29 protein-coding genes and 1 riboswitch are annotated in these 26,899 nt (G+C 45.3%); of the genes, 11 read left to right on the top strand and 18 right to left on the bottom strand.

Translation table 11 applies throughout. The features are described from left to right. Positions 1-379: 379 nt before the first annotated feature. Positions 380-2,146: a methyl-accepting chemotaxis protein gene (locus HMPREF0083_RS14920; protein ID WP_040302941.1), complete on the bottom strand. Its 1,767-nt coding sequence runs from the start codon at positions 2,144-2,146 to the stop codon at positions 380-382. A 254-nt stretch (positions 2,147-2,400) separates the two neighbouring features. On the opposite strand from HMPREF0083_RS14920, the gene HMPREF0083_RS14915 reads away from it, so the two are divergent. From HMPREF0083_RS14915 to HMPREF0083_RS14895, 6 genes are all read left to right on the top strand, one after another. Next, positions 2,401-2,769: a hypothetical protein gene (locus HMPREF0083_RS14915; RefSeq protein ID WP_021622343.1), complete on the top strand. Its 369-nt coding sequence runs from the start codon at positions 2,401-2,403 to the stop codon at positions 2,767-2,769. A 48-nt stretch (positions 2,770-2,817) separates the two neighbouring features. Then, positions 2,818-3,003, top strand: coding sequence for a YlaF family protein (locus tag HMPREF0083_RS14910; RefSeq protein ID WP_021622342.1), 186 nt, complete (start codon positions 2,818-2,820; stop codon positions 3,001-3,003). Between the two features lie 126 nt (positions 3,004-3,129). Next, entirely contained in the window at positions 3,130-3,285 is a 156-nt protein-coding gene (locus tag HMPREF0083_RS28135; RefSeq protein ID WP_021622341.1) for a lmo0937 family membrane protein, read from the top strand. A gap of 231 nt (positions 3,286-3,516) precedes the next feature. Then, the gene (locus tag HMPREF0083_RS14905; RefSeq protein ID WP_021622339.1) at positions 3,517-3,879 is read left to right on the top strand and encodes an ArsR/SmtB family transcription factor; all 363 of its coding nucleotides are present in this window, start codon (positions 3,517-3,519) and stop codon (positions 3,877-3,879) included. A 30-nt stretch (positions 3,880-3,909) separates the two neighbouring features. Beyond that, entirely contained in the window at positions 3,910-4,398 is a 489-nt protein-coding gene (locus tag HMPREF0083_RS14900) for a PaaI family thioesterase (protein ID WP_021622338.1), read from the top strand. 39 nt (positions 4,399-4,437) lie between these two features. Continuing rightward, positions 4,438-5,229 (top strand): alpha/beta fold hydrolase, encoded by a 792-nt coding sequence (locus tag HMPREF0083_RS14895; protein WP_021622337.1) that lies wholly within the window; start codon positions 4,438-4,440, stop codon positions 5,227-5,229. 58 nt (positions 5,230-5,287) lie between these two features. Here the strand turns inward: HMPREF0083_RS14895 and HMPREF0083_RS14890 are convergent, their stop codons facing one another. After that, positions 5,288-6,274: a lipoate--protein ligase gene (locus HMPREF0083_RS14890; RefSeq protein ID WP_040302947.1), complete on the bottom strand. Its 987-nt coding sequence runs from the start codon at positions 6,272-6,274 to the stop codon at positions 5,288-5,290. Between the two features lie 146 nt (positions 6,275-6,420). On the opposite strand from HMPREF0083_RS14890, the gene bacA reads away from it, so the two are divergent. Further along, positions 6,421-7,218 (top strand): undecaprenyl-diphosphate phosphatase, encoded by a 798-nt coding sequence (gene bacA / locus HMPREF0083_RS14885; RefSeq protein ID WP_021622335.1) that lies wholly within the window; start codon positions 6,421-6,423, stop codon positions 7,216-7,218. An 89-nt stretch (positions 7,219-7,307) separates the two neighbouring features. On the opposite strand, the gene HMPREF0083_RS14880 is transcribed toward bacA, so the two are convergent. Next, positions 7,308-7,832 carry a C40 family peptidase gene (locus HMPREF0083_RS14880; RefSeq protein ID WP_051354670.1) on the bottom strand — a complete coding sequence of 175 codons (525 nt, stop codon included), beginning with the start codon at positions 7,830-7,832 and terminating at the stop codon, positions 7,308-7,310. 6 nt (positions 7,833-7,838) lie between these two features. After that, a riboswitch (cyclic di-AMP (ydaO/yuaA leader) is annotated at positions 7,839-7,978 on the bottom strand. Positions 7,979-8,140: 162 nt separating this feature from the next. Here HMPREF0083_RS14880 and HMPREF0083_RS14875 point away from each other — a divergent pair. Continuing rightward, positions 8,141-8,884: an alpha/beta fold hydrolase gene (locus tag HMPREF0083_RS14875; RefSeq protein ID WP_021622332.1), complete on the top strand. Its 744-nt coding sequence runs from the start codon at positions 8,141-8,143 to the stop codon at positions 8,882-8,884. Between the two features lie 58 nt (positions 8,885-8,942). Here the strand turns inward: HMPREF0083_RS14875 and HMPREF0083_RS14870 are convergent, their stop codons facing one another. Continuing rightward, complete coding sequence (locus HMPREF0083_RS14870; protein ID WP_021622331.1) at positions 8,943-9,257, bottom strand: rhodanese-like domain-containing protein; 315 nt, start codon at positions 9,255-9,257, stop codon at positions 8,943-8,945. 196 nt (positions 9,258-9,453) lie between these two features. Here HMPREF0083_RS14870 and HMPREF0083_RS27290 point away from each other — a divergent pair, with 196 nt between their 5' ends. Then, positions 9,454-9,606, top strand: coding sequence for an aspartyl-phosphate phosphatase Spo0E family protein (locus tag HMPREF0083_RS27290; RefSeq protein ID WP_021622330.1), 153 nt, complete (start codon positions 9,454-9,456; stop codon positions 9,604-9,606). Positions 9,607-9,717: 111 nt separating this feature from the next. Here the strand turns inward: HMPREF0083_RS27290 and HMPREF0083_RS14865 are convergent, their stop codons facing one another. Next, positions 9,718-11,238, bottom strand: coding sequence for a glycine betaine uptake BCCT transporter (locus HMPREF0083_RS14865; protein WP_040302938.1), 1,521 nt, complete (start codon positions 11,236-11,238; stop codon positions 9,718-9,720). Between the two features lie 300 nt (positions 11,239-11,538). Between HMPREF0083_RS14865 and HMPREF0083_RS14860 the strand changes: the two genes are divergently transcribed. Further along, the gene (locus tag HMPREF0083_RS14860; RefSeq protein ID WP_021622328.1) at positions 11,539-11,763 is read left to right on the top strand and encodes a DUF1128 domain-containing protein; all 225 of its coding nucleotides are present in this window, start codon (positions 11,539-11,541) and stop codon (positions 11,761-11,763) included. A gap of 995 nt (positions 11,764-12,758) precedes the next feature. Here the strand turns inward: HMPREF0083_RS14860 and HMPREF0083_RS14850 are convergent. From HMPREF0083_RS14850 to corA, 5 genes are all read right to left on the bottom strand, one after another. Then, the gene (locus HMPREF0083_RS14850; RefSeq protein WP_040302936.1) at positions 12,759-14,099 is read right to left on the bottom strand and encodes a sodium-dependent transporter; all 1,341 of its coding nucleotides are present in this window, start codon (positions 14,097-14,099) and stop codon (positions 12,759-12,761) included. A gap of 103 nt (positions 14,100-14,202) precedes the next feature. Further along, a complete protein-coding gene (locus tag HMPREF0083_RS14845; protein WP_021622324.1) occupies positions 14,203-14,520 on the bottom strand; it encodes a thioredoxin family protein in 318 nt (105 codons plus the stop codon). A gap of 155 nt (positions 14,521-14,675) precedes the next feature. Continuing rightward, the gene (locus tag HMPREF0083_RS14840; protein ID WP_040302934.1) at positions 14,676-15,095 is read right to left on the bottom strand and encodes an Hsp20/alpha crystallin family protein; all 420 of its coding nucleotides are present in this window, start codon (positions 15,093-15,095) and stop codon (positions 14,676-14,678) included. A gap of 104 nt (positions 15,096-15,199) precedes the next feature. Continuing rightward, positions 15,200-16,540, bottom strand: a complete 1,341-nt coding sequence (locus tag HMPREF0083_RS14835) for a sodium-dependent transporter (RefSeq protein ID WP_021622322.1) — start codon at positions 16,538-16,540, stop codon at positions 15,200-15,202. Between the two features lie 158 nt (positions 16,541-16,698). Continuing rightward, positions 16,699-17,652 carry a magnesium/cobalt transporter CorA gene (gene corA / locus HMPREF0083_RS14830; RefSeq protein WP_187374799.1) on the bottom strand — a complete coding sequence of 318 codons (954 nt, stop codon included), beginning with the start codon at positions 17,650-17,652 and terminating at the stop codon, positions 16,699-16,701. Between the two features lie 185 nt (positions 17,653-17,837). Between corA and HMPREF0083_RS28130 the strand changes: the two genes are divergently transcribed. Beyond that, positions 17,838-17,978: a hypothetical protein gene (locus HMPREF0083_RS28130; protein ID WP_021622320.1), complete on the top strand. Its 141-nt coding sequence runs from the start codon at positions 17,838-17,840 to the stop codon at positions 17,976-17,978. 7 nt (positions 17,979-17,985) lie between these two features. Here the strand turns inward: HMPREF0083_RS28130 and HMPREF0083_RS14825 are convergent, their stop codons facing one another. The 8 genes from HMPREF0083_RS14825 to HMPREF0083_RS14790 form a co-directional block, all read right to left on the bottom strand. Beyond that, positions 17,986-18,945 carry an ABC transporter ATP-binding protein gene (locus tag HMPREF0083_RS14825; protein ID WP_021622319.1) on the bottom strand — a complete coding sequence of 320 codons (960 nt, stop codon included), beginning with the start codon at positions 18,943-18,945 and terminating at the stop codon, positions 17,986-17,988. A gap of 25 nt (positions 18,946-18,970) precedes the next feature. Beyond that, positions 18,971-19,900: a C40 family peptidase gene (locus HMPREF0083_RS14820; protein WP_021622318.1), complete on the bottom strand. Its 930-nt coding sequence runs from the start codon at positions 19,898-19,900 to the stop codon at positions 18,971-18,973. Continuing rightward, a complete protein-coding gene (locus HMPREF0083_RS14815; RefSeq protein ID WP_021622317.1) occupies positions 19,897-21,006 on the bottom strand; it encodes a mandelate racemase/muconate lactonizing enzyme family protein in 1,110 nt (369 codons plus the stop codon). The genes HMPREF0083_RS14820 and HMPREF0083_RS14815 overlap by 4 nt, the downstream gene beginning before the upstream one ends. 219 nt (positions 21,007-21,225) lie before the next feature. Next, positions 21,226-22,869: a peptide ABC transporter substrate-binding protein gene (locus tag HMPREF0083_RS14810; protein WP_040302931.1), complete on the bottom strand. Its 1,644-nt coding sequence runs from the start codon at positions 22,867-22,869 to the stop codon at positions 21,226-21,228. Between the two features lie 164 nt (positions 22,870-23,033). Further along, positions 23,034-24,053 carry an ABC transporter ATP-binding protein gene (locus tag HMPREF0083_RS14805; protein WP_021622314.1) on the bottom strand — a complete coding sequence of 340 codons (1,020 nt, stop codon included), beginning with the start codon at positions 24,051-24,053 and terminating at the stop codon, positions 23,034-23,036. Positions 24,054-24,059: 6 nt separating this feature from the next. Next, positions 24,060-24,977, bottom strand: a complete 918-nt coding sequence (locus tag HMPREF0083_RS14800; RefSeq protein WP_021622313.1) for an ABC transporter permease — start codon at positions 24,975-24,977, stop codon at positions 24,060-24,062. A 1-nt stretch (position 24,978) separates the two neighbouring features. After that, on the bottom strand, positions 24,979-25,911 hold the full coding sequence (locus HMPREF0083_RS14795) for an ABC transporter permease (protein ID WP_040302929.1): 933 nt from the start codon (positions 25,909-25,911) through the stop codon (positions 24,979-24,981). 315 nt (positions 25,912-26,226) lie between these two features. After that, positions 26,227-26,565, bottom strand: coding sequence for a DUF3870 domain-containing protein (locus HMPREF0083_RS14790; protein ID WP_040302942.1), 339 nt, complete (start codon positions 26,563-26,565; stop codon positions 26,227-26,229). Positions 26,566-26,899: the final 334 nt, after the last annotated feature.

Here is a 26,899-nt window from a genome sequence, read left to right as displayed (position 1 = left end):
GCCCGTTTGGGGCACGGTGTGGTGACGATCTACTATGGATTATACTGGATAATCAACACCCTTGATACCATATACGTGTATCTATATATAAATTACACTTGATATTTTGACAAAATAGCGTGGTTAGAAGTAGGAAGTTCGAAAAAAAGAAGAGGTTGGACGCGCCCTGCGCTCCAGCAGAAGAAAAGCCAGTGTGTCTTTTTCTAGTCTCTGATTTTCTCCGTCTTTTCTTACTTCCTACCACAAAAGCTTGTCCATTTATCAAACCAGATGTATATATAAATTACACTTGATATTTTGACAAGATAGCGTGGTTGGAAGCAGGAAGTTCGAAAAAAAGAAGCGGTGTCTTCTTTCCGACCCCGCTTCCTTCTCCGATTTATACATGCCAGACTCCCTGTCCCTGATGTTGTTCTTTCTGACGAATAATATTCTGCTTCATCGTCTCAAGAGTTGCGATTACCTCTCTGGACGCATGGGCCAGCTCTCGCAAACATTCCTCCGCTCTAGCTTTATTGCCCTGATTGTATACCTGTGCAGCTTCCTTCGCCAGCTCGTGTACCCGAATGTGCGGCGCTTCAATGTTGCGGTATGCTTCCGTATTGCCAAATAGCTGCTTGGCTGTACCATAATACCATTTGCCGAGGCGGCAGTCCGTATGTGAGGCAATCGTTTTTTCATCGATTTTCTCGAAGCCCAGCAACAGATTATAAATCTTCCAGCGCCATAATAAATGATCAGTAATCGCCAGCTGCAGCAAATCTTCCTGGCTCATCTTCAAATTAGATGAGATGAAATCTACACGGTACTGATCGATCATTTTACTAAGGTGATAGACCGCTTCACCTGTGCGTTGTCCGATATCTACCCCTTTCTCCACGGCTTCAGCGATTCTATGGTTGCGTATTGTAATATCGTCAGTAGATATGGCCTGTTGTTCGACGATAGCGGCAATTTCTTCGAAGTGCTCGCCAAGCTTCTGCAAGACGTCATTAATGTGTGTCAAATCGTCTACCACTCTATGCGAATCCTCCGCTCCACGATGAAGGCGTGCAGAAGAATCCTGTACAAGCGAAGCGATATCCTGTGTAATTTCATATAGGCCGCGCATGTCATCTGTGATTGTTGTCACCGACTGCTTCGTATGGTCGGCAAGCTTGCGCACTTCGTCTGCCACCACGGAGAAACCCCTTCCATACTCACCGGCACGTGCTGCTTCAATAGAAGCGTTCAGCGCCAGCATATTCGTCTGTTCGGCGATGCCTTTAATAACATCCATAACCTTGCCCATATTGTTGACGTGTGTATGAAGCTCATTTACGTGTGAAGCAACTTTCGCCTGTTCGGCGTCAATCTGACCGAGAGAGTCAATCATCGTATCGAGCGCATGAAAGCCTTTGTCCAGCTTTTCGAGCGTTTCCTTTGAATCGTGAGCGACGCTGGCGACAGAATTGGCCACTTCTTCGATCCCAGCATTCAGCTCCTGCATTGCAGCACTGACAGCCAATGAATCCTCTGCCTGCTGCTCCTGATAATGAAGCAAATCTCGTACTTCGTCAATTTCGGCATTATAGGAAATAATTTCTGATAAGCCGCTAATGAACTGGTTAGCCTGTTGTTCCATGTACGCTTCCATAATAATCTGCTGATCAAGCGCGATCATGCTTTCATAAGCCAGGATTGCATCAGTCATTGCTGCTGGCTTTCTCTTTAACGAGCGGATAATACAAGGAATAAACAGCTGATTCAGCAGGCTGAACGACGGCAAGAGCCAGTCCGGGGTCAGCCCGACGCGGGCATGTGCTTCAGCTATGGCACGTCGGCGAAACACATAGGACAAATCCAATTCATCCTCAAACAAACTCATCATATATGCATGAAATGTTCGCTTCAGCTTTTCATCGTTGGCATGCTGCTCGATGATGCGATGGAGCTGAGGAAATGTATGCAATCTCTCATAGAATTGATCGATAATATCTCGACTGTGCTCCATCCAAATTTGTTTCAGCCGACGAACCGTTTCTTTATGAATGCGTGAAATACCGAGAAAGTCCAGCTTCTCCCGCAACTGTTCATTCGCTTCACTATCCGAGTGCGAAGATTCCGTGACATAACGGTATGATTTCATTTCATTTTTCTCAAACATTTCTTCCTCCCAATTGTTGTATGTACTTGCCAAATACCCTTGAAAAGCACTAACTTTCAACCCATTATATAAGACCCACCTCTTGTTCTCAATACAGTATAGAAATTATTCGCCATATTTCCATGTTATTTACAGGTAAAAATTCGTTTAACCAAGAATATCTGGTTCTTTTCCTAAACTTACTACCATTCTTCCAGGTATAAATTTGTTACAATAATCAATGCAAACATCAGTATTTGTCTGGAGGAGTTCATATGGCGACCTCAACAGCCATTGCTTCGTTGGAGACGCTTGTCGCCATTCATCGCAGCAACAATCCCGATGAAATATATGCACAGCTTATCTCCAACTTCAAGCGAGTGCCCCATTTTGATTGGATCGGCGTCTACATTAAGCATGGGGAAAACATGGTGCGAAAAGCCGCATCCAGCGAGACACCCTCCATTTCGCCCGCACGCCTGTCCATTATTCAAATCCCTATCCGCGAAAAAAAAGAAGTGCTGGGTAAAATTATGGTTATGATGCAGCCGTCCCAATCCATCGACGAGTCCGATTATCTTGCGCTTATGAAAACCGGGGAAGAGCTCGGAAAAAAATTAGCACTTATCGAGAACTCGGCTTGAACGAGCATCGGGTAAATGTAGTATAATCGTCTTCGAGGTGAAAAACGGATGACCAAGTACCAAAAACAATCACTGCTTATTGCAATTCTGGGCGTCGCATGCTTTGTCGGCGTCGGAATCTCTGTGGGAGAGCGCAACGCCCTTTTATCCGCCATCTTTTTAGTCGCGGCCATTTTCGTTATCGGATTCGGCTTCATGTTGAAAAGCAAACGAAGAAAAGACGGAACGCTATAATGGATGCGGGCCCGCCGTTTGGAGAACCAGACAGCGGGCCCGTTTATTTTTAGTAAAGCTAGGGTAATATAAATCTACATATATGAACGATTTTTTATCACTAACGATCATAAGGAGCGATACACAATGGGAATCTTACGTACGATTATCCTCGTTGTTCTGGCATTATGGCTTATCGGTTTTCTGTTTAAAGTGGCTGGAGGGCTGATTCACATTCTGCTGTTAATTGCCGGCGTACTCTTCATTATCGACCTGGTAACCGGCAGACGAGGGAAGGTTTAGCTGTGACGCCTTCGGGTTTTCCCCGAAGGTTTTGTTTTATCCAACAAACAAATATTCAAAAGAATACTTGAATAGGGGACCCGAAGAGAATACACTGAAAGCATCAACATATAGGATAATCTGAAAGGGTGCTACGCAAAGCCAGCCGCCTGTTTAAGGAACGGTTCCATATTGCCCATACCACTATTCAAATCGAAAATCCGGACAGGTGCCAGGAAGGAGCTATCTGCGATGAAGAAAATTACCGACACTAACGAAGTATGCCCTATCTCTTCAGAAATCGAAGCCGAATTGCGGGATATGCTTACCGCTAAACCGGTAGAAAGACTCGCTGGCCGGTTCAAAGGATTGGCGGATGCCAATCGTATAAAAATCGCTTATCTGTTAACCCGTCACGAAGAATTATGTGTGCATGACATCGCGCGTCTGGTCGGTATCTCCATCGCAAACGCCTCGCACCACCTTCGCTTAATGCGATCGCTCGGTGTGACCAAAACAAGGAAAAAAGGAACGACCGTATTCTACTCCCTTGCGGACAGGCATGTTCATACTATCGTGTTATTGGGTATGGAACATATGGAGGAAGGGATATAGTAACAAGAGTCGCCAAGAATAGGGGAAGAAATGATGACAAAGCAAGAAATACTATCACAGATCGAGACGCTTTCAGATCGGGATATAAAGGCAGTCGCCCGTACGTTGAACGCACTCAGTAACATGAAAGAAAACAAATATCCTTTTCTCGGGAATTTCCTCGGGGTAGTGGAAGAAGACAGCAAGTGTGAGAACGTGTTCGTCTGTTCGATGCCGCTTGGCCGTGAAGTGCTTAATCCATACCGTATCGTATATGGCGGCATTACGGCGACGCTGGCTGATATGGCTATGGGCTGGATGCTGGAGAAGCGCATCTCCGGCAAGGACAAGTTCGTTACGCTGGACATGAATGTTAACTACCATAAAGCCGGGACCGGCAAGCGATTAATCGCGAAGGCTCGCGTCATCAATCAGGCGCAGGATATTTGGCAGATGGCCTGCGATGTACGCAATGATCGACATGAACTAGTAGTTACGACGACCGGAACATTCTTACAGCTACGCCGGGGAAAAGAATAGCGCAGCCCGCGCAATACTTTTGGAAAGGCGGAGGTTATTATGAAGAAGACATGCCAGACAAATGGAATTAAACTTGCTTATCAGGAACAGGGCCAGGGAAAAGCGGTCGTCCTGCTGCACGGCTTCTGCGGCAGTTCTGTATATTGGGAATATATTATCCCGAAGCTTGCTAAGGATTGCCGGGTTATTGCACCCGACCTGCGCGGTCACGGCGATAGCGCCGTTCCTGTAGGCACCTATTCCATGGAATTGTTCGCCGAAGACATCAAGCAGCTACTGGATTATCTTGACATCTCCGAAGCAACGCTTCTCGGGCATTCGCTCGGCGGATATGTGACGCTTGCTTTCGCGGATAAATATCCCGAACGCTTACATGCATTTGGCCTTATTCATTCCACCGGTTTACCGGATACGGACGAAGCCCGGCAAAACCGTTATAAAGGAGTGGAACGAATCGAACAAGAAGGGATTGAACCGTTCATTAATGACTTAATCCCTAAATTGTTCGCCAAAAATAATTTGCAATCAATGAAAGATACAGTGGAAAAAGCTCGGCAAATCGGTTTTGCTACGAAGCCGGAAGGCGCCCAGAATACGCTCAAAGGCATGGCAGAGCGTTCAAATCGCAATGCTGTCATCGCGAATACAAGCTTGCCTGTGCTGCTTGTGGCTGGAGCGGACGATCAGGTGATCTCTCCAGATAAAACATTCTCAGTTGAGCAGCAATTAATGATGGCGAAAACGCTGCCGCATGTCGGTCATATGAGCATGTACGAAGATCCGGCTCAGCTTAGCGAGGTCATCCACAAATTTCTGCACTCCAAATGGTAATAAAGCATCCATAATAGAAGAAACGGCTTTCCTGCAAAAAAGGAGAGCCGCTTCTTCATTAAAACAAACACTTTATAAATTCATCTTCTGTTAACGGGCCAAAGTATGCCTTCAGATTCAATTCCCGCAATGCGGTGCGAATCTCATCTTCATCATAACGTAACCCGGTCAGCTTCTTCTCGATTTCTGCTACATCCTCGCTGCCAAAGAAATCACCGTAAATTTTGCATGCCTCTATCCGGCCTTTCTTCACATTAACCCCTACCTCCACCTCTCCGCAGGTGAAGCGCTCAGATTTGCGCATATCAAAGGATGGAGAGGAGCCGTAATTCCATTCCCACTTACTATAGCGCTCATCCATCATCTTCTGAATAGCAGACTTATCTGCATCGGTAAGCACATACTCTTCCATCGGAGCACCTGCTTCCTCAAACAAATAATGTAGTAGAAGCTCTTTGAACTCTTCAATTGTGCTCTTCTTCACCAAATATTCGCTAATGTTAGTAACGCGGCTGCGAACGGATTGTACGCCTTTGGATTTGAATTTGTTTTCTTTTACTTTCAGTACTTCCTGCACCCGATCAAGATCAGAATCGAATAGAATCGTGCCATGATGCAGCACTTTTCCTTTATGAACGAACTGAGCGTTGCCTGAGAACTTCTTTCCTTCGATTGCTAGATCATTGCGGCTGTTAAACTCAGCTGATACGCCAAATTTGCGGAGCGCACGGATGACCGGTTCCGTAAATTTGCGGAAGTTAATACCGCCCTCTTCATCCCTCATGACATATGTGAAATTTAGATTACCCAGGTCGTGATATACAGCTCCACCACCCGTCATGCGCCGTACCACATGAACGCCGTATTTCTTTACGGCTTCCGAATTGATTTGCTCAACGGTATTCTGATTGCGTCCGATAATGATGGACGGCTCATTCTGCCAGAGGATGACGTATGATTCTTCCGGATCAAGGTGCTTTAGAGTATATTCCTCAAGCGCGAGGTTGTAGCGTGGGTCTGTCGACTGATTTGTAATGTATTTCATTTCCATAGCTCCTCTTATATACTTAGCTTCTTCGTCTGCAGAAACGCTTATTTTTCAAAAAAAGGTGGTTACTATCCTTCTCTAATTATATAATAATCTCTGGCGAACAGCCTGATTAAAATTGGAGGTAGGTTTGGAGGAGAAATATGGACCAATACATAATTGCGCTTATTCTCGGGATTGTCGAAGGACTAACCGAATTCTTGCCGGTATCTTCGACAGGCCATCTGATTCTGACTGGAGAACTGTTGGGTGCAACTGAAGAAAAATGGAAGACATTCGAAATCGTTATTCAGCTTGGCTCGATCTGTGCCGTCCTCCTGCTATTCTGGAGACGGATTCTTGGACTGCTGGGCATCGGTAGAAAGCGAACTTTCGGACCGCAGCTGAATCTACTGCACATTTTCATCGGCATTCTTCCTGCTGGCGTATTGGGCGTACTCCTGCACGGTTTTATTAAAGAAAAGCTTTTTTCTTCGTTTACTGTACTGCTTAGCCTTATTATCGGCGGGATTCTTATTATTGTCGCCGAAAAAATGCGGCCACGTATTACTGCAGAAACGATAGACGACATTAGTTATAAACAGGCATTCGGCATTGGGCTGTTTCAGTGTCTGGCGTTATGGCCCGGCTTCTCCCGCTCGGGCGCAACAATTGCAGGAGGACTTTTGCTTGGAACAAGCCGTAAGGCGGCAGCTGAGTTCACATTCATCATGGCAATTCCTGTTATGATGGGAGCAAGCGGACTCGATTTAATCAAAAGCTGGGACATGCTTGCAGCGAGCGATCTAGGCTTCTTCGCGGTCGGTTTTATTACAGCATTTATTGTGGCAGCGCTGGCCATCGTTTCCTTCCTGAAGCTTGTGGAACGGATTAGCCTGACACCATTCGCTATTTATCGCTTTTTGTTAGCGATTGTCTTCTACTTCTTTATTCTTAAATAACTACAATAAAAGACGTGCCCTTTTTCAGTGGCACGTCTTTTTAATGAATAAGAAAGCGACATCTACTTTCTTTTGAATCATTTTTCTTATTATTTAATAACTCTTTTTGCGGTTTTGTAATATTTCTTATACCAGGACCAATTCAAATCACTGATAGCTACATTTCTTTTAGAATTCGCCATATCAAGCAACTTGCCATTTCCCAAATATACGCCTACATGGGTGATCCCTTGCTTATTCTTATTTGTGCTGAAAAAAACAAGATCGCCTTTCTTTAACTGACTTTTCGGAACATAGGAACCGTATTTGGCTTGTCCATCATCCCACCGCGTATGTAGGTCGATTCCATTTTTCTTAAAAATATAGTAGGTAAAGCCAGAGCAATCCATGTATTTTCCCGCTGTGTATTTATGACTATATTTTGCCTTACCCATCAGACTTTTACCGGTGCTAATAATGTTGTTAATGACTTGGTTTTCGTTCTTGATGTCAACACTACTTCCGACTTTTGCCGAGACGTTTGCAGCGGAAACGCTTCCCGGTACGGCCATACCTCCAAGTAAAATACCTGCTGCCATGCATCCTGCTGTAATTGCCTTGATGTGTTTTCTCACTACTGTTCTTCCTTTCCTCTCTGCCGACGAGGTTAGCTGACGGGTTCGGTTGAAAGGTTCCCGACCGCACAATATGCGGCTTCACCCCAGATGCTTGGTTCCCCCGTTCCAATTTTTTCATCAATTGGATTTGGCATTTTGTTTTTGGTTACGTTGTATACGTTAACGCAAATAAAGGAAGAAGACATTGTAAAAAATATGGCTGAAAAACCTTACTTTGTAAAAAACCGCTGCTGAAAATCCAAAATAGGTAAGATTGAGGTATTATTTTCTTAAATATGGATTTTTTGTATTAAGGAGGAGCAAAATTGATACGGTTAAAAGAGGATTGCTTTTTCAATCAGGGTATAAAACTGCATTATCTGGATAGTAACCCCAATAATAAAGACCATGTACCTTTATTGATTTGTCCTGGTCTATCCGAACCGGCTGAAAATTATGTACCTCTCCTATCATCGTTGCCAACAAGAAGAGGCATTGCCCTTTCTTTTCGCGGAAGGGGGAAAAGCGATTCACCCCAGAAAGGCTATTCCCTGGAGAATCATATAAGCGATTTGGAATCTCTCGTTCAACATCTAGGAATAAAAACCTTCTATCTTATGGGCTATTCAAGAGGAGTTTCCTATGCACTTGGATACGCCCTGCAATATCCGAAATGTGTCAAAGGACTACTGCTAGCAGAATACCCGGCAGAACATAAAAAGATGCCTGAAGGCTGGGCAGATGAATATTTGGCAAGCTACTGGGGAGATACGCAAGGATCGAGTTTATTACAAGCCCATGTCGTCAAAGGTATTCAGAAAGAGTCAAAACAAATTGATTTTTGGGGTGAACTAGACAAAATCGAATGCCCAACCATCATCATGCGGGGAACGGAAGAGGAATCCTTGCTTTCTGATGAAGAGATTGCACGGTACCGGGCGTGTTTGCAATCGGTGCCCTCTCATATTGAAGTGTTCGAAGGAGCCGGGCATACAATTAAAGACTCCCACCATGAAAAATTTGTTGGTGTTGTAGAGCAATTCCTAAACGGTATAGAGGCTCGTCCTTAACCAGAAGGAAAGCACCACGCGAAGCGGTGCTTTCTTCAACAAACAGGCTGCTCCCCTGCTACGCTAAGTAAGGTTCAATCTCCGCCATTCCACCCTCAACATTTACTACCTGCTCAAATCCATTGCCTACTAGGTATTGGGTAACATGCCAGCTCCGTACACCGTGCGCACAAATAATATACATTGTTTTTGTTTTATCCAGCTCAGCCAGCTTCGCAGGCACCGTATTCATCGGTACAAGGTGCGCTTTATCCAGGTGGCCTGCTTCCCACTCGTATTCCTCACGCACGTCCATAATATACGCATGATCAAGCTCACCATTCTTATATTTGGCCGCAAATTCATCTGCTGCAATGATGTGTTTATTCGTCATGATTCCTGTCCTCTCCTCTATGTAAAATCGACCTTGCTCTATTTGTTATTATACCCAATGTAGTATAAAAGGGTAAATTTTGACAAGGTTCAAAAAAGTTTTTCCTCTTTTATGGATTTTTTGTCGAAATAGGATAAAATAAGAATTACATAGTTAGATCATACTATAAGTCAATAATAAAAAGGAGTGATATAGGATGGAAGAACTCCTTAAAAAGATTGAAGAGTTACGCAGACAAATGCTTCAAACAGCGGAAGGAAGAAGTCTGGCGGACCCGGAAGTATGTAGAATCAGCCAGCGGCTTGATCTTTATATCAACGAGTACCTTAAAGCTGTTCGGACGGTCTGAATACCCGAAAGTATATATCACCCTTTTTTCACATAACATTATCATAAGTACGTTTTCGCTTATAATAAATCAGGCGGGGAAATATGATCTTCCCCGCCTGATGCTCCTATTCTAGTCGTCTTCCAAAAGCGTCTCCAACTTTCTGCGGAGCGCTTTTTCTTCTTTTCGCCTTGCCTTTTCCTCTTGCTGCAATGCTTTAACAATGGAGAAGCACATAGCCACCAGAATAATCGCGAACGGCAACGCTGTAACTATCGCAGCCGTCTGTAAGCCGTTCAAACCACCGCTCATTAACAGTACGATTGCAATTGCCGATTGCAGTACCCCCCATATAATTTTAATTTTTGCATCCGGATGCAAATCGCCTTTCGATGATAGCATGCCCAGTACGAACGTAGCAGAATCAGCAGACGTAACAAAAAACACGATAATGAGCAGCGTTGCAATAACTGCTAGAATTGTACCGAGCGGCAACGTTTCCAGCATTAAAAACAACGGCATTGTAACATCTTCCTGTGCCACCTGTGCCAGATTGCTCCCTTCAAATCTAACCTGATATAGTCCGGTTCCACCGAACACTGTAAACCATAGGCAACTAAATAGCGTCGGAACAAACAAAACGGCAAGCACAAATTCACGAATTGTTCTTCCTTTGGATATGCGGGCAATAAATAAACCAACGAACGGTGCCCAGGAAATCCACCACGCCCAATAGAACAGCGTCCAGGAGGCAATCCAGTTGTTATCTGTAAACGGGGTCAGACGCAGGCTCATATGCACAAGATTCTGTAGGTAGCTACCGAGCGTCGACGTATACGTGTCAAAAATAAAAGTCGTAGGCCCGAGAAACAGCACACAGAGTAGGAGCCCAGCCGCCAACACAAGATTGGTGTTACTTAAAATTTTTATACCCCGGTCCAATCCTGTGGTCGCGGATACGAGGTACAATACGGTTACCACAATAATAATAATAATCTGCGTGGTAATAGTATTGTTCATTCCCGTCAAATGAGTAAGTCCCCCGTTAATTTGCAATACACCAAGGCCAAGCGAAGTTGCTACACCGAATACGGTAGCGATCACAGCCAGAACATCAATTATCTTACCAAACGGTCCATTCACCCGTTCTCCAAGCAGCGGATAAAACGTAGAGCTAATAAGTCCACGCTGCCCTTTACGAAACTGAAAATAAGCCAGCGAAAGCGCAATAATCGCATAAATAGCCCACGGCTGGAATCCCCAATGGAAGAAAGAATAACGCATGGCTAATTGCGCAGCTTCCTGTGTACCTCCCGTGCCGCTTGGCGGCGTTAAATAGTGACTCAGCGGCTCAGATACACCCCAAAACACAAGACCGATGCCCATGCCTGCACTAAAAAGCATCGCAAACCAGGTCGGCAATGAATATTCCGGTTCATCGTCGTCTTTCCCTAACTTAATTTTTCCATACTTACTCATTGCCAGATAAAGCGCAAACAGCAAAAGACTAAAGGCAGCCAGCAAATAAAACCAGCCAAACTTATTAACCGTAAATGCAAGTGCTTCAGCCGTTACAGCCCCCATATTTTCCGGCATAAAAGCGCCCCATAGAACAAATAAAAGAATGACTGTTATCGAAATATAGAAAACCAAGAAATATCACCTTCACTTCCGTTCATTTTCTCCATATGTTTTTCTGTTTTTATTCTTTCTATGTATACGACATATAATAAAAAGTCGTGATACATACATAAAAACTCCAACTCTATCACCCCCTACTTGTATTGGAATAATAACCTTATTTAGCGTAACATACTTTCCAGTTACTATGTAAACTGTCGGAATTTTTGTTCGCGTTATACCGAATCAGTATGAAATGTGCAGGGCAAGGAAGAATCCTAATAAAAAACATGATACAATAAGTAAAATACACAATCGGGAAAGGTGAAAAGGATGGACTTATCAAAGAAAACTAGTGAGAATATTGAGTTTATGCTTGAAGGAATTACAAACAAGCTACGTATGGTAAACGTCGGAGCAATTCAGCCTTCTCATTTTGATGAAGAGAAATATGAGGATTTACGCGATATTTATGATATGGTTATGCGAAAAGACCAGTTCAGCACAAGCGAACTGCAAGCCATCGTAACCGAACTGGGCAGCTTGCGCCGTGGCTAATCCGTTCTGATAAAAAAGGGATGATTTTTTGCACGTCAAAAACACAGGGGGCATTTTGCCTCCTTTTTTCTGTTTTTTTCGTATCTGAAATCATCCCAAAAACAACATTGTTAAAATGTACTTTTTTTGTACAATAACAGAGACCGATACACCTTCGTATAAAACATACAAATAGGTATAGTTAACTCTAGGTGGTGTCACAGTCACTAATATTAACTTTCCATATGTTTGTACCTATAACCTTCTGGTTTAAGTGACGAGCCTATTTGGATTATTTCTCCACTTCCTATTTCTCTATAAAAATACCTCACATCAGATTCACCTGTAATAAGCCAATTTCGTATGATAATGAAAAAAACTTCAACACTTTAAAAACAAATTACAGACAAAAGAAAAAGCCATTCCAAATGTAGAACGGCTGCTTTAGTTTATAAAATGAAAATTACTGGTTGTTATATCCACTCCCTTTTTGCTTTTTACGATTTACATAGTGCATAGAGATGGTAACAATAATGCCCAAAAAAGATGTTACAAGCATCCCAAATCCCAAGCTAAAGTATCCTAATTCCTTATAAAAGCCAAGAGGTATTAATACAATTCCTATGACAAAAAAGATCAGAGTAGGATAAATGATATATTTCTTACTTAAGCGAAACAGATTTAAAAAGCAAGAGAATAAAAAAGCTACGCTTCCTATTAATAATCCCAAGTTTACAGGGGTCATTAGAAATTATCGCCTCCATTATTTACAGATTAACTCTACATTATTTTGGGTATTTTCGTAAAATTATACTGTGTTTTTCTTGCTGCCTGACTCCATAAATTATGAATTATGGAACAAGCTTCAGGAGCACGACAAGATATACGTGAAAAAAATCTTAAATAATTGCTTATTAAAACAAGGGTGTTGATTATTCAGTATGATCCAGAGTGGGTCGTCACCACACCATGCCCCAAACGGGCGTCGGTTCGACTCCCGTCCGCGGCCAAGCTTCCTACAGTATGCCTGTTACATCCAAAAATACGACAATAATAGCCAATGGCGCCACATAACGAATGAAGAAAAACCAGGCTGCAAACCAGTACCTGCCATACTTTGTACCTACACTTAATTCATGTAGCAGAGTATCTTTCGGTATCTTCCACGGTGCAAAAATCGCGATAAGCAAAGCCCCGAGTGGAAGCAGCACATTACTGACAGCGTAATCCGCCAGGTCGAATGCTGTTTTGCCAAGCCACGTTACATCGCTCAGTAAACCAAATGATAACGCAGACGGCACACCGGCGAGAAACACCAGCATCCCTCCCCATATTGCAGCATGCTTCCGCCTGTCCGGCCTATTCGCTGTCCATGCCGCCACAATAATCTCCAGCATGGAGAAGGCGGATGTAAGTGTAGCAAATAAGAACAGCACAAGAAATACAATAAAAAACAGATGACCAAACGGGATCTGTGCGAACACGGAAGGCAAGACGATGAACAAAAGCCCCGGTCCTTCCGCCGGCTCCATCCCAAGCGAGAATACCGCCGGAAAAATCGCAAGGCCAGCCAGAAATGAAATAAAAACAGTCAGGCTCACAATAGATGTTGCGGAACGAATAAGGCTTTCTTTGCGCGACAAATACGAACTGTACGTTACCATAACTGAAGCTCCGACCGTCAATGAGAAAAATGATTGCCCCATCGCATATAGCACAACTTCGGAAGTTAATTTAGAAAAATCGGGCTGCAAAAAAAACGTCACGCCCGCCCATGCCCCTTCAAGCGTTAGGGAGCGGACAATTAATGCTATAAATAGCAAAAATAAAGCCGGCATCATATATTTATTAGCTCTCTCAATTCCCTGCTGTACACCTCGGGCCACTACATATATTGTACATAGCAGGAACAATAGTTGTGCTCCGACAGCCTGATATGGACTTGCGATAATTTCCCCGAACAGGCGGTCATACGCCACGCTGCCGGACCATAGCTGCCCTGTAATTCCCCGAAACAAATACAACAGAATCCAGCCACCCACCACACTGTAAAATGACAGCACAAGAAAACATGTAAGCACACCAAGACGCCCAATCCATGGCCACGCCGAGCCAGGCACCAACGCTTTGTATGCGCTTACCGCTTCTTTTTGCGTACTTCGCCCGATAAGAAATTCCGCCAGTAAAAGCGGCATTCCCACCAATACGGTAAACAGGAGAAACAGAACGAAAAAGGCTCCCCCGCCTCCTGTGCCCGTCATATATGGAAATTTCCAAATTGCCCCCAGGCCGATAGCCGAACCGGCGGCCGCCAGAATAAACCCCAGCCTTGAGGTCCATTGTGCTTGCTCACTCATTCTTCCTCTCTCCTCTTCTCCTCTGCACGTACCATTCATGCTAAACTATGTTATCAATCTAACAACTTTCCCAGCATACTATGTTTACTTTCATTCAGCAAGTTTATTTAGTCATCAACGGTTTCAAGACGTCATATAGGTCAGGAACCGACCGCATTGCATATACTTTTCGGCTACATGCTCCTTGTTCTATAAGCATCAGGCATGGTACGCTTTCAATTCTCCACTCCCGCGCCAAATCTGGCGCAAAGTTAATATCGCATTTGTACAGAGGCAACGCGGATGTTGCAGCTTCAATTACTCCAAGCATCTTCTCAGCGACACCACACGTACCACACATGGGCGTATAAAAATAAACAGCAAATGCCGCATCCGTGTCCTTGCACCGCTCTCGAATGGCTCCGCTATCCGTTTCTATCATTGTTCATCCCCTTCCCATTACATGAGAAAAACTCATGAGCATCCTCGCTCGTCCTTATGCGGCAAAGAAGCTAACGGTTTGATGTATAAACATCTCACGATTTTTTCGTTACTTACAAAAGGAAGGAGCCTATTCGGCTCCTTTCTTTAATGCGCTTATAGAAAATCAATGTCAACTTTTTTCCTGCGATCCATCATTGATTTCGGCATCCTGATTTCCAGAATGCCATTCTTGTAGCTTGCTTTTGTATCTTCGGCTGTCACGGAACTCGGCAAATTCACTACGCGCTCGAAACGACCGGAGAATCGTTCCTTACGATACAAATTCTCTTCCCGTACCTCATGCATTTTATTGATTGTACCGCTGATTGTTAGCACGTTGTCATCAATATGAATATCGATGTCCTCTTTTTTCTCGATGCCTGGAATCTCACAAGATGCCACCACATGCGTCTCCGTTTCGTACACGTCAATACGCGGGGAAGTCAGCTCAGGCACCAAATCCGGGAACATGTTCATGAATTCCCTCTTCAACGTATCAAGATTCCGAAAGCGGTCTCCAGGAATAAACGGCATAGTAACATCCTCCTTGGTATTGGAATATCTTGTTCCTTCTATTATTTTACCAAAAACGGCACCAACCAAACATGGAGGTTTTGTTAATCCGAGCGAAGCCAGCATTAAATAACGCCTACTACGTCAAGAAACACAATAATAATTGCTATCGGCGCTACATAACGAATAAGCAGCAGCCAGGCAGCAAACCAGCGCTTGCTTATATTTGAGCCTGAATTGAATTCAGTAACCAATACATCGCGCTTTATTCTCAACGGAACAAAGATAGCGATCAGCAATGCGCCGAGGGGCATCAAAATATTACTCACCAGAAAATCAGATGCATCAAAAATACTCTTTCCGAAAATGGTCATATCGCTCCATACGCCATATGACAGCGCAGAAGGAATTCCTACCACAAAAATAGCTAGCCCTGTCAGCCAGGTTGCCTTTTTACGTTTGTCCTTATTCCCTTTAGCCAGCGCCGCAACGATAATTTCCAGCATTGAAAATGCGGACGTAAGCGTAGCAAACAGAAACAATGCCAAGAAGATGGTTAGAAAAAAGGCTCCGAACGGAATTTTGGCAAAGACGGAAGGCAATACCATAAACAAAAGCCCTGGTCCTGCGGTTGGCTCTACACCAAGTGAGAATACAGCTGGGAAGATAGCTAGCCCTGCCAACAGGGAAATAGCCAGATTAAGCCCTACGATGGACGTCGCGGAACGTGTTAAGCTTTCATTTCTCGCCAAATAGGAGCTGTATGTTACCATAACGGAGACCCCAACGCTCAATGAGAAGAACGACTGCCCCATCGCATACAGTACCGTCTCCGAGGTTAGTTTGGAGAAGTCTGGCTGCAGGAAGAAGGCAACGCCCTTCCACGCTCCATCCAACGTCAAGGAACGGGCAATTAAGACAAGGAACAATAGAAACAGCGCAGGCATCATATACTTATTGGCTTTCTCAATACCGTCCTGCACACCCCTTGCCACTACAATAATAGTGAACAGCATAAACACACACTGCGCCCCGACTGCCATGGCAGGGTTCGTAATAATCTGTTCGAATAACTTGTCGTAGCTTTGTGTTTCATGAATAAGCTGTCCCGTCACACTGCGGAATAAATACAATAAAATCCAACCACCGACCACACTATAGAACGATAACAGAATAAAGCAGGTAGTGACCCCTAACCGACCGATCCAATGCCAGCCCGAATTCGGCGCGATCGTTTTATAGGCGGTAATCGCTTCCCGTTGGGTACTGCGGCCAATGATGAATTCTCCCAGCAGCAGTGGCAGACCGATTAATACAGTAAAAAGCAAAAACAATACAAAAAAGGCGCCACCCCCGCTTGTTCCTGCTACATAAGGGAACTTCCAAATCGCCCCCAAACCGATAGCCGAACCGGCAGCCGCCAGAATGAAGCCAAGCTTCGATGTCCATTGTTCTGTTTGTTTCATACGTCTCCCCTGTCTTCCCTTGCTTTTGTTTTGTATAAACTTTTTTATTGTGCATTACAGTGTTTTCAGAATTTATATTATATCATACAATTATTTGTCTACAAACAAAGCCATCCACGAAGTGAATCTCCCGCTTCGGCAGCTTTTTCACATTCTCTCTACATATCGAACCATCCTTTACGGCGAAACCACCAGAACAAAGAACCCGCTACTGCCAGCATGATACCCAAAATAATAAAATATCCGTATTTCCACTTTAACTCCGGCATATAATCGAAGTTCATCCCATACACTCCGGCAATAAATGTCAACGGAATAAATATGGAGGAAATAATCGTCAGTGTCACCATGATATTGTTCATCCGGTGTGAAGTCATGGAAATATAGCTGTCTCGCATATCCGCGGTAATTTCACGGCTCGCATCTACTATTTCCGACAATCGTAGCAAATGATCATACACATCTGTAAAATATACGTGTGATTCTTGAAACTGACGCAGTCGCTCCGAATTCAAAATCCTGTACACCAGGTCCTGCATAGAAGTTACGATCCGACGAAGCTTAATCAAATCGCCGCGAATATCAAATACCTCATCCATCAGACGTCGGCTGAATCTTTCTTTCATTGTGCTATCCAATTCATTAAGGCTATCTTCAATTTCGTGTACAGCCGGAAAATAATAATCCACCAGCTTGTCAATAACCGAGTAAACGATATAAGACGGTCCCTCCGTCCATCTATCCTGATTCCTCTGGATTTTGTTCCAGACTTCCTTAATCTCACGCAGAGGTGTTAAGTGAAACGATACAACAAAATGATCTCCGACAAACATATCTACTTCTTCAGCGTCGAGCGTATCCTGATTCAGTGCGTGGAGAACGAAGAATTTGTATGTCTCATAGTGATCAAGCTTGGGACGCTGCAGGAAATGAAAACAATCTTCAATCGCCAGCGGATGAAAGTGAAAATATGTATCAAGCAGCCGACCTTCTTCTTCTGTCGGATTTTGAAAATCAACCCAGTACCATACAGGGTTGACGGAAGATAATTGTTCCACAGGAATATTCTCTATAAGTTCCAGCTTATCTGTAAGCACCAAGGTAGATATCAAAGCTATACTTCCCCTTTCTTCTCTCTTTCTACCCTTCTTTCTTTCCTCGTATGCGCCATGCTATCTATCTTTATTTCAACGTCAGGAATTTTCTTCCTCTCCCGCTGATGGTTAGTTGCACCTATCGGAGTCCTAAGGGTAATTATCTCCCATACAGCGTACTTAAAACAGGGGCTTTATGCCCGTTGGACCGAGATAAACTCTGGACATTACACTACCATAGCCCGGAAAATAAGGGAGGCACGTTGACAGAAATTTTGCTCGTGACAGTAAAAGAGCGAGCAAACGGAAATGCTTCCGTTTCTCGCTCCTTTATTGTTACATGAACATATTTCAATTATACAAGTGACAGGCGACATAATGTTGGGATGCAACTTCCTGCCAAACCGGTTTTTGCTCTGCACATACTGGCTTCGCCAGCGGACATCTCGTCCGAAATACACAGCCAGCGGGCGGGTTTATCGGACTCGGCACATCTCCTTCAATCTGTATACGTTCCCGGCTCAACTCCACATCAGGGTCCGGTACAGGAATGGCTGATAATAATGCTTGCGTATACGGGTGCTTCGGATTTTTGTAAAGCTGATCACTCGTCGTTAGCTCTACCAAATTACCAAGATACATGACACCAATCCGATCACTAATATGCTTTACCATAGCCAGGTCATGGGCGATGAATAAATAACTCAAGTTACGCTCCCGCTGAAGCCTCTTCATTAAATTGACCACTTGCGCCTGTACCGATACATCGAGCGCTGAAATCGGCTCGTCTGCAATGACCATCTGCGGATTGGAGGCCAGCGCCCGCGCGATGCCGATCCGTTGCCGCTGGCCCCCGCTGAATTCGTGCGGAAAGCGATTCGCGTGCTCTTTGTTTAGACCGACCATCTCCAGCAGCTCATGCGCACGTTCATGCCGCTCCCGTCGGGAATAAGAACCGTTTATTTCCATGCTCTCAGTAATAATATCCGCAACAATCATCCGCGGATTCAATGAAGCGTACGGATCCTGAAAAATCATCTGCATCTTCATATTAAAACGTTGCAATTCTTTTCCCTTTAGCTTATGAACATTCTTTCCTTCATACAGCACTTCGCCCTGTGTCGGCGGATACAGGCCAATGACCGTTCTGCCGGTCGTTGATTTACCGCAGCCTGACTCGCCTACCAGACCGAATGTTTCCCCTTCATAAATCTCGAACGATACATCATCGATTGCCTTTAACAATTGATTTTTCCCTAGTGAAAAATACCGTTTCAGTCCGTTTACCTCAAGCAGCTTTCTTACTCCCATTATCCGCCCCTCCTCGCCTGTTCGTTTATTCCCAGTATCGTCGGGAGATGCAATGCTCGTTCTCATACTTGTAGCCGCGAAGCGGGATAATCTCAACTGAACTTATTGTCTCCGGAGAGTGAAGCATCATGCCTGCCCCTGCATAGATGCCTACATGATGAATCGCTCCCCTCCCTTCATCATATGCGAAAAACAACAAATCACCGGGTGCCAAATCCTCAGGTGCAATCTCTTTTCCATGCATCGCCTGGTCAGACGCATCACGCGGAATAACTATTCCTTGCGATTTATGCATCGAATAGGCAAAACCCGAGCAATCGTAGCCAAAGGACGACATCCCTCCCCATAAATACGGAAGCCCAAGGAACGTCTTCCCCGCCTCAAGGATGCGAAGACCGCACTCTGCATCTTTTCGTACGCTTCCATCTGTTATGGTCACATCATCCGTCCGGAGCAGTTGCGGGCCATCCGGCGTCGCCACTGTAATCCATTCTTCATTTTGCGCAAGTACCGGGAGCTGCGTCAAAAAACTAAGCACAATGCCCTGATTATGCCGGTCGCGGTATAACCTCGTTTTCGGTTGCGATACGACTGCCCATGTACACTTTCCTAGCGCAGCCATATATTCTGTGTTTTCCTTAACCTGGCAGCGAGGCATCCATCCCGGATAGCCACGGCTCTCTTTGCGTGATGCTTGCTCAGGAATGGCGACGCGTATCCAATCACCCGCATCCTCCAAAATCTCCACCGGTGTACCGTATAGTGCTTGAGTCTGCACAAGATTACGATCATGCAATTCCAGCTTATCGTCCAGACTCATGCTCCCAACCCATCCTTCACAATTGACCGGATTCCCTACTGCATAAGCATCGAGTGGTCGTGGTGATTCAGGGGTGGTCCAGACGGTTGCTACCGTAGTCGCCACTGCCCATCCTGTTTGTTTTGCCTCTGTCATGATACTTGGCCTACCCCCTCATTCGCACTTGGAGCAATTCCGTCAATCCCAAGCCCCGGTTTGTCGGGCAACGTTAATACTCGCCCTTCATACTGAACGCCTCCGTTTACCATATCCTGAGCCATCATAAGCGGCGCATCAAAATCGAAGCGTGTAATGTTTTTCTTGCTGGCAGCGAAGTGTGCGGCGGCAGTAACGGCCAGCCTTGATTCGATCATGCTGCCAACCATGCATTCAACTCCGCATTCTTCCGCCATATAGTTAATCATCTGTGCTTTGTAGATACCGCCCGCTTTCATCAATTTAATATTGATAAGATCTGCCGCCCTATGCTTTAGCACTTCGAACGCCTGCATCGGGGAAAACACACTCTCATCAGCCATAATCGGCGTATCTACCGCATCCGTTACCATTTTTAATCCTTCCAAATCATACGCTTTGACCGGCTGCTCTACCAGTTCGATATCAAGGCCCATCTCCTCCATCTTGCGGATAGAGCGGACAGCATCCTTAACCTGCCACCCCTGATTGGCATCCAGCCGGATTTTTACCTGACTGCCGACACGCCCGCGAATTTCTTTAATTCGCGCGATATCTTCGTGAATGTTATCCTTACCTACTTTAATTTTTAGTACATTAAAGCCAGCTTCAATATAACGCACCGCGTCCTCTCCCATTTCTTCCGGCGAATTGACACTGACAGTATAATCGGTTTCAATCTCGCTACGATAGCCGCCCAAAAACTGATAAAGCGGAAGGCCGCAGCGCTGGGCCAAAATATCATAAAGCGCCATATCCAACGCAGCCTTTGCGCTGCTGCTGCCAACCATGGATTGATGAATGATATGGAAAATACGCTCATGCGAAAGCAGGTTCTGGCCGATAAGCTGGGGACGCATCACATGCATAATAGCCGCTTCAATGCTATCCAGGCTATCTCCCGTAATGACCACCGTCGACGGCGCTTCTCCCCAGCCCGCAAGTCCGCTCTCCGTCGTGACCTTTACCAGAATGGATTCTGCATTGACTACTGTACGCAGTGCAGTCTTGAACGGTTTTTTTAACGGAACAACCTGCCGTTTCACTTCAATGTTCCGGATTATCATACTGTTGCGCCTCCTATCCTTACGTCCCTACTATACATACACTTGATGAATCGACATACTTTTGTGGCCCGAAGGCTGATGCCGAAATATGAAGCGTGATTTATATATATGAACCTATCACCATGCACGCCTCTTCACATTCGGATACCGGAAGGACAGAGCATGCTACACAGGCAAAAAAAGGGGAGGTCCGCCTGCTGCGGACGCCCCTCCGCTATCCTATTTCATATCCGCCCATTTGAAATCTATATAACCAAATGGATGCCGCACAATTCCTTCCACCTTATCGCTTTGTAAATATGCCTTGTTGTAATAGTAGAGCGGAATAATCGGTGCTTCGTTCATAAGAATTTTCTCTGCCTCATGCATCATTTGATAACGCTTCGCATCGTCCGCTTCATTATATGCATCCTGAATAAGTTTGTCATACTGCGCATTGCTCCAGCCGGTCCGATTCATCGAATTTCCGGTCTGGAAGCCTTCCAGGAAGTTAATCGGGTCAGCGAAGTCCGGCAGGAACGAGGACCGCGCCAGCATTAATTGTCCTTTTTTCTGTTCATCCTGTAACACTTTCCATTCTTTCGTTACAAGCTTAACCTCAACGCCAAGCACCTCTTTATACATTTCCTGCATTGCCTGGGCAATTTTCGGGTGTGTACTGCTGTCATTATATACGAGAGTAACCTCCGGCAGCTTCGTATATCCTTTCTCCTGCATGCCCTTTTGAAGCAATTGCTTTGCTTCTTCCGCATTAAACTTCAATAGCTCGCCGCTAACATCACGGAAATCCCCGCCTGCCGGGTCCTTAAATCCGTAGGAAACAAAACCGGTAGCTGGTTTTTCTTGTCTTTTGTTAATCAAATCGACGATTTTTTGACGGTCAATAGCTAAATTGAACGCCTTACGAATATTAACATTATCAAACGGCTCTTTCTTAATATTGAAGCGATAGAAATATGTTCCGGCTCCATTCTCGACCTTTACTTTGTTCTCTGCGAACAGCTGATCGCTTAAATCAGGCGGTACATTCGTTGTTGCATGCAGTTCGCCTGTCTGATACATCTGATATTCAGTGCCAAGTTCGCCAACCATCTTCCATGTCACTCCATCAAGCTTGACATTGGCAGCATCCCAATAGGCTTCATTTTTAACCATCTTGATTTCATTATCGTGCTTCCATTCACTCATTTTGAACGGACCATTGCTTACGTACGTGCTGCTCTCGGCGGCCCAGTTTTTGTTGCCCTCCACCGTCTTTTTATGAACAGGGAATAAAGCGGGATTAGCTACCATATTGAGGAAGTAGGACGCCGGTTTGGCGAGCGTGACCTCCAGCGTTTTTTCATCTATCGCTTTCACCTTTACGTCTTCTGCCTTACCCTTGCCAGAGTTGAAAGCTTCAGCCCCTTCAATAACATACGCCAGGAAGGCTGCCGGAGACGGAGGGGCAGTTTTCGGATCAAGCATTCTTTTCCATGCATATTCGAAGTCCTGTGCAGTTACCGGTTCCCCATTAGACCATTTCACTCCATCACGGAGAATAAATGTATATTTCTTTTTATCATCTGATATTTTCCATTCTTTAGCCATGGCAGGCTCCGGGTCCTGGTCTTTGCCGAGACGGGTCAATCCTTCCATCAAGTTAGTAAGAATATCATACGAACGCTCATCGAACCCAATAGGCGGATCGAGGGAGGTTGGTTCCTCCTGATTGTTGTATATCAGAATCTTGGCCTTCTGTTCCTGTTTGGTCTGCCCCGTATCCTTGTTTCCTGGTGCAGCTGTGTCATTCGTCGAACAGCCTGCTGCCAGTACACCGAATGCCATCGTACAGCTAAGCAATACGGCTGAAAGCTTTCTCACATTGATTTCCCCCTTTTTATATAAGAAAAACTCACGGGTGTTGCTGCCTGGTCTTTTTCGCCCACGTACCATACGTTCCACAAGGAATGGCTGGTGCCGAAAGCGACGTTTAGTACACACCTCATGCGTTTTTCAAGTGATACAATCGGAAAAAATGAACGCTCTTATCCAGTGGCCTCATCTCTCTGCGGCCATATGTTTTTAGCTCGCGGGTCCTGTAACCAGCAAGCTACCCGATGCCGTTCACAGACCGTTGTTGTCTCCGGCTGATAGCGTCCACACACTTCGAGCGCATATTCACACCGCGCAGCGAATGCACAGCCTTGGGGAGGTGCGAATAAATCGGGCGGTGTGCCTGGAATCGACTTCAGCGGAATATCCCGCTCCGAGTCAAGGCGGGGCATCGAGCCCAACAATCCGCGAGTATATGGATGCTGTGGATGATAAAAGATATCGCGAACAGCTCCAGACTCCACCACTTGTCCTGCATACATCACATTCACACGATTGGCGATTTTTGCGACAACTCCGAGATCATGAGTAATCATAATAATAGAGACACCTGTCTGTTCCTGTAACCGCTTAAACAAATCGAGAATCTGTGCCTGAATCGTGACATCAAGGGCAGTTGTTGGCTCATCGGCAATCAGAATTTTGGGCCGGCATACGAACGCGATCGCAATCATAATCCGCTGTCGCATTCCACCACTAAACTGGTGAAGGTACTGCTTCAGGCGGCTTTCCGGGTTAGCAATGCCGACTAGCTTCAGCGTCTCGACTGCCTGCTCCCTTGCCTCCTGACGCGATACTTTCTGATGGCGTATGATGCCCTCCATAATCTGCTCTCCAATCGTAATGGTCGGATTCAGGGCGGTCATCGAATCCTGGAAAATCATCGAGATTTGCGATCCTCGCAGTTCACGCATCTGCTTCTCGGTCAATGCCGTCAAATCTTTATCCTGGAACCGGATATGCCCTTCCGTAATCCGGCCGATATGTTCTGGAATAAGGCGCATAATGCTGCGCGCCGTCACGCTCTTGCCGCAACCTGACTCCCCTACAACGGCCAATGTTTCCCCCTCATGCAACGAAAAGCTTACTCCACGAACAGCCTGTACCGTACCGCCATGCGTTTGAAATGAAACACGCAGCCCTTCCACTTCCAGCAATTTCTTCTTCTCCACCCTCCGTCACCTCCTCTGCTTTGGGTCAAATGCATCCTGTAATCCGTCACCAAGCGTATTAAATGCTAGCATTGTAAATGAAATAAAGAAGGCCGGGAAAAACAAGCGCCACCAATGCCCCGACAAAATCGTAGGGAGCGCATCGTTCGCCATCACACCCCAGCTGGCCAGCGGAGGCTGCACGCCCAGACCAAGAAAACTCAGAAATGCCTCTGCGAAAATAGCGGACGGAACCGTAAATGTAAGCTGTACGATAATAATGCCAAGCGTGTTCGGAAGCAAATGGCGGCGAATAATATACCAGGGCCGTGCTCCCATCGTCCGAGCCGCCAGCACATACTCCGAATTTTTTAGCTGCAGTACCTGCCCTCGTACGATTCGCGCCATTGCAAGCCAACCGGTAGCGCTTAGTGCAATAATAATAGTAAGAAGGCCCGGTCCCATTACTACCATCAATAAAATGACGATGAGCAAATATGGAACACCGTATAAAATATCGACAATGCGCATCATGATATTATCCACTTTGCCGCCCATATACCCGGAAATTCCTCCGTAAACGATGCCGATAAAGAAGTCAATCAGTGCCGCCATCATTCCAATAAACAGCGAAATACGAGCACCGTACAGAATGCGCGCATATACATCGCGTCCCAAATCGTCCGTGCCAAACCAATGCTCTGCGGACGGCGGCTGATTGCCTGTTAATAGCGATTGCTTAGAATAACTCTGACTTGTCAGATACGGACCAAAAATAGCGAGCATGGCAACGATAAAAATCACTACAAGCCCCATCATAGCCAGCTTATTCTTACGCAGACGCAACCATGCATCCTGCCAGAATGTCAGTCGTGGCCGCACAATCGCTTCAGCAGCGTTCGTGTCTTTATTCATCGGAACGAATAATTCGTTAGGCACTCCCATGCTATCCCTCCCTCTTATGCAGCTTAATACGCGGATCAATGATGCCGTAGGCTACATCTACAAGGAACATTAAGAATACAAGCAAGGCACTATAAAATACCGTTGTTCCCATAATGACCGCATAATCACGGTTGTTAATTCCATCTACGAAATATTTGCCCATGCCCGGGACAGCAAAGATTTTCTCAATCACAAAACTGCCGGTCAACACATTCGCAAGCAGTGCCCCAAGCAATGTCACAACTGGCAATACTGCATTGCGAAGCGCATGCTTACACACAATGACAGCCGGGGATAGCCCCTTCGCTTTGGCCGTCTCGATATAATCCTGATTCAGCACTTCGATCATATTCGCTCGGGTCATGCGGGCAATCAATGCAAGCGGCCCGGTTGCCAGAGCCAGAGCAGGTAGCACAATATGCTTCCATGTTCCCCATGATGCAACAGGAAACAGCTTCCACTCCACCGCTACATATTTAATCAGCACTGTAGCTACAATAAAGTTCGGAACTGCAATACCGATGACAGCGAATACCATTGCCGCATAGTCAATAATCTTATTATGACGAAGTGCAGCTACCGTTCCCAAAGCAATTCCCGAAACAATCGCAAACAAAAGCGCAGCCATCCCTAGTTGAAATGAAACCGGAAAGCCACGGGCAATCATATTATTGACCGTATCCGGATAGTGCGATATGGACGGACCCAAATCCAGCCCTACTAACGACTTTAAGTACAATATGTATTGCACACTGAGCGGCTGATCAAGATGATAATGTGCCATTAGGTTTTGAATGACCGTCTCGTTGCTCTCCCGTCCGTCACGCTGAAATGGTGAACCCGGAATCGTATGCATTAGAAAAAACGTCACTGTGACGATGAGCCACAATGTAATAACCATGGAAATGAATCTGCGCAGCACAAACGACGCCATTTCCCCACCTCCGTCCATCGATCTGGATGAATCAAAACAAATGCAGAAAACCCAGCAAACGATCCGCAGCTTCTGCCACAAACGATCATCTGCTGGGTTTTATTTACGTGTATGTACGCCATACGAATAAATAAAGCAGCGTTTATATTCAGTTATAGAGGAGGTTCAAAAAATCTGGGAAACAGAACTGCGAATTTCTGCGTTGTGTTGCCCCTCCGCTGCTCACGTAGTCTCTCCTACGCTCCACTGCTCGGGTCTACCGCGCCTTGAACTTCATGGCTCTGTTTGTCCTCCTTTTTGAACAGGCTCTTACAGTCATGCGGAACCCTGATCCACACCTGCTTTGTTAAGCGCTCGGTATTTCTTCTGTGCATCCTTAAAGGCGACAATGAGCGCCTTCTGGGACGAGCCGTGGTATCTCCGCCGAATCTCGCCCGCCAATTCCTCTGTTTCCCAAATCGTACGACCGACAAAAATTGAACGCACAAAGTCGGAAGTCAGCGGTATCGTAGACGAACATCCTGCATCGATAATCTTATCGCTCCGGCAATCGATGACAAGCCCAATAAAAAATGCACTGTACTGCTGTGTAATCGGATTGTTGATCGATGATTGCGCGTCGCCTATGATATAGATGGAATCGGCATCATACAGCACGGAAGAACCCTCGCTCCTCCGCTATACGGTCAGGTTTACCGGGATGTTTAAAGGAAAACTTTAAACGACCAGTTTCCTAGTATAACGGACAAATATTTCTTAGTTTAATATTAACAGAAAATAATGTATTTTGTAAACAATACAAATGATAAAATTTAATGAACGTGGTTTACCTTCTCAACAGTTTGAGTCATTATAATTTGATTTTCCTTGTTGTAAAAAAGGCTTTGCACTAATTACCATAGTAAGGGGGGGATTATATTGAAAGCAAAATGCATTAGATTTCATAAGTTCGGAGCGGGTTAACCCCCTAATTTTGGACACATACTAC

The organism is Aneurinibacillus aneurinilyticus ATCC 12856 (assembly GCF_000466385.1).
GTDB classification, from domain to species: domain Bacteria; phylum Bacillota; class Bacilli; order Aneurinibacillales; family Aneurinibacillaceae; genus Aneurinibacillus; species Aneurinibacillus aneurinilyticus.
Note: the sequence above shows the minus strand (reverse complement) of the source record. Positions and strands in the feature narration are given on the sequence as shown.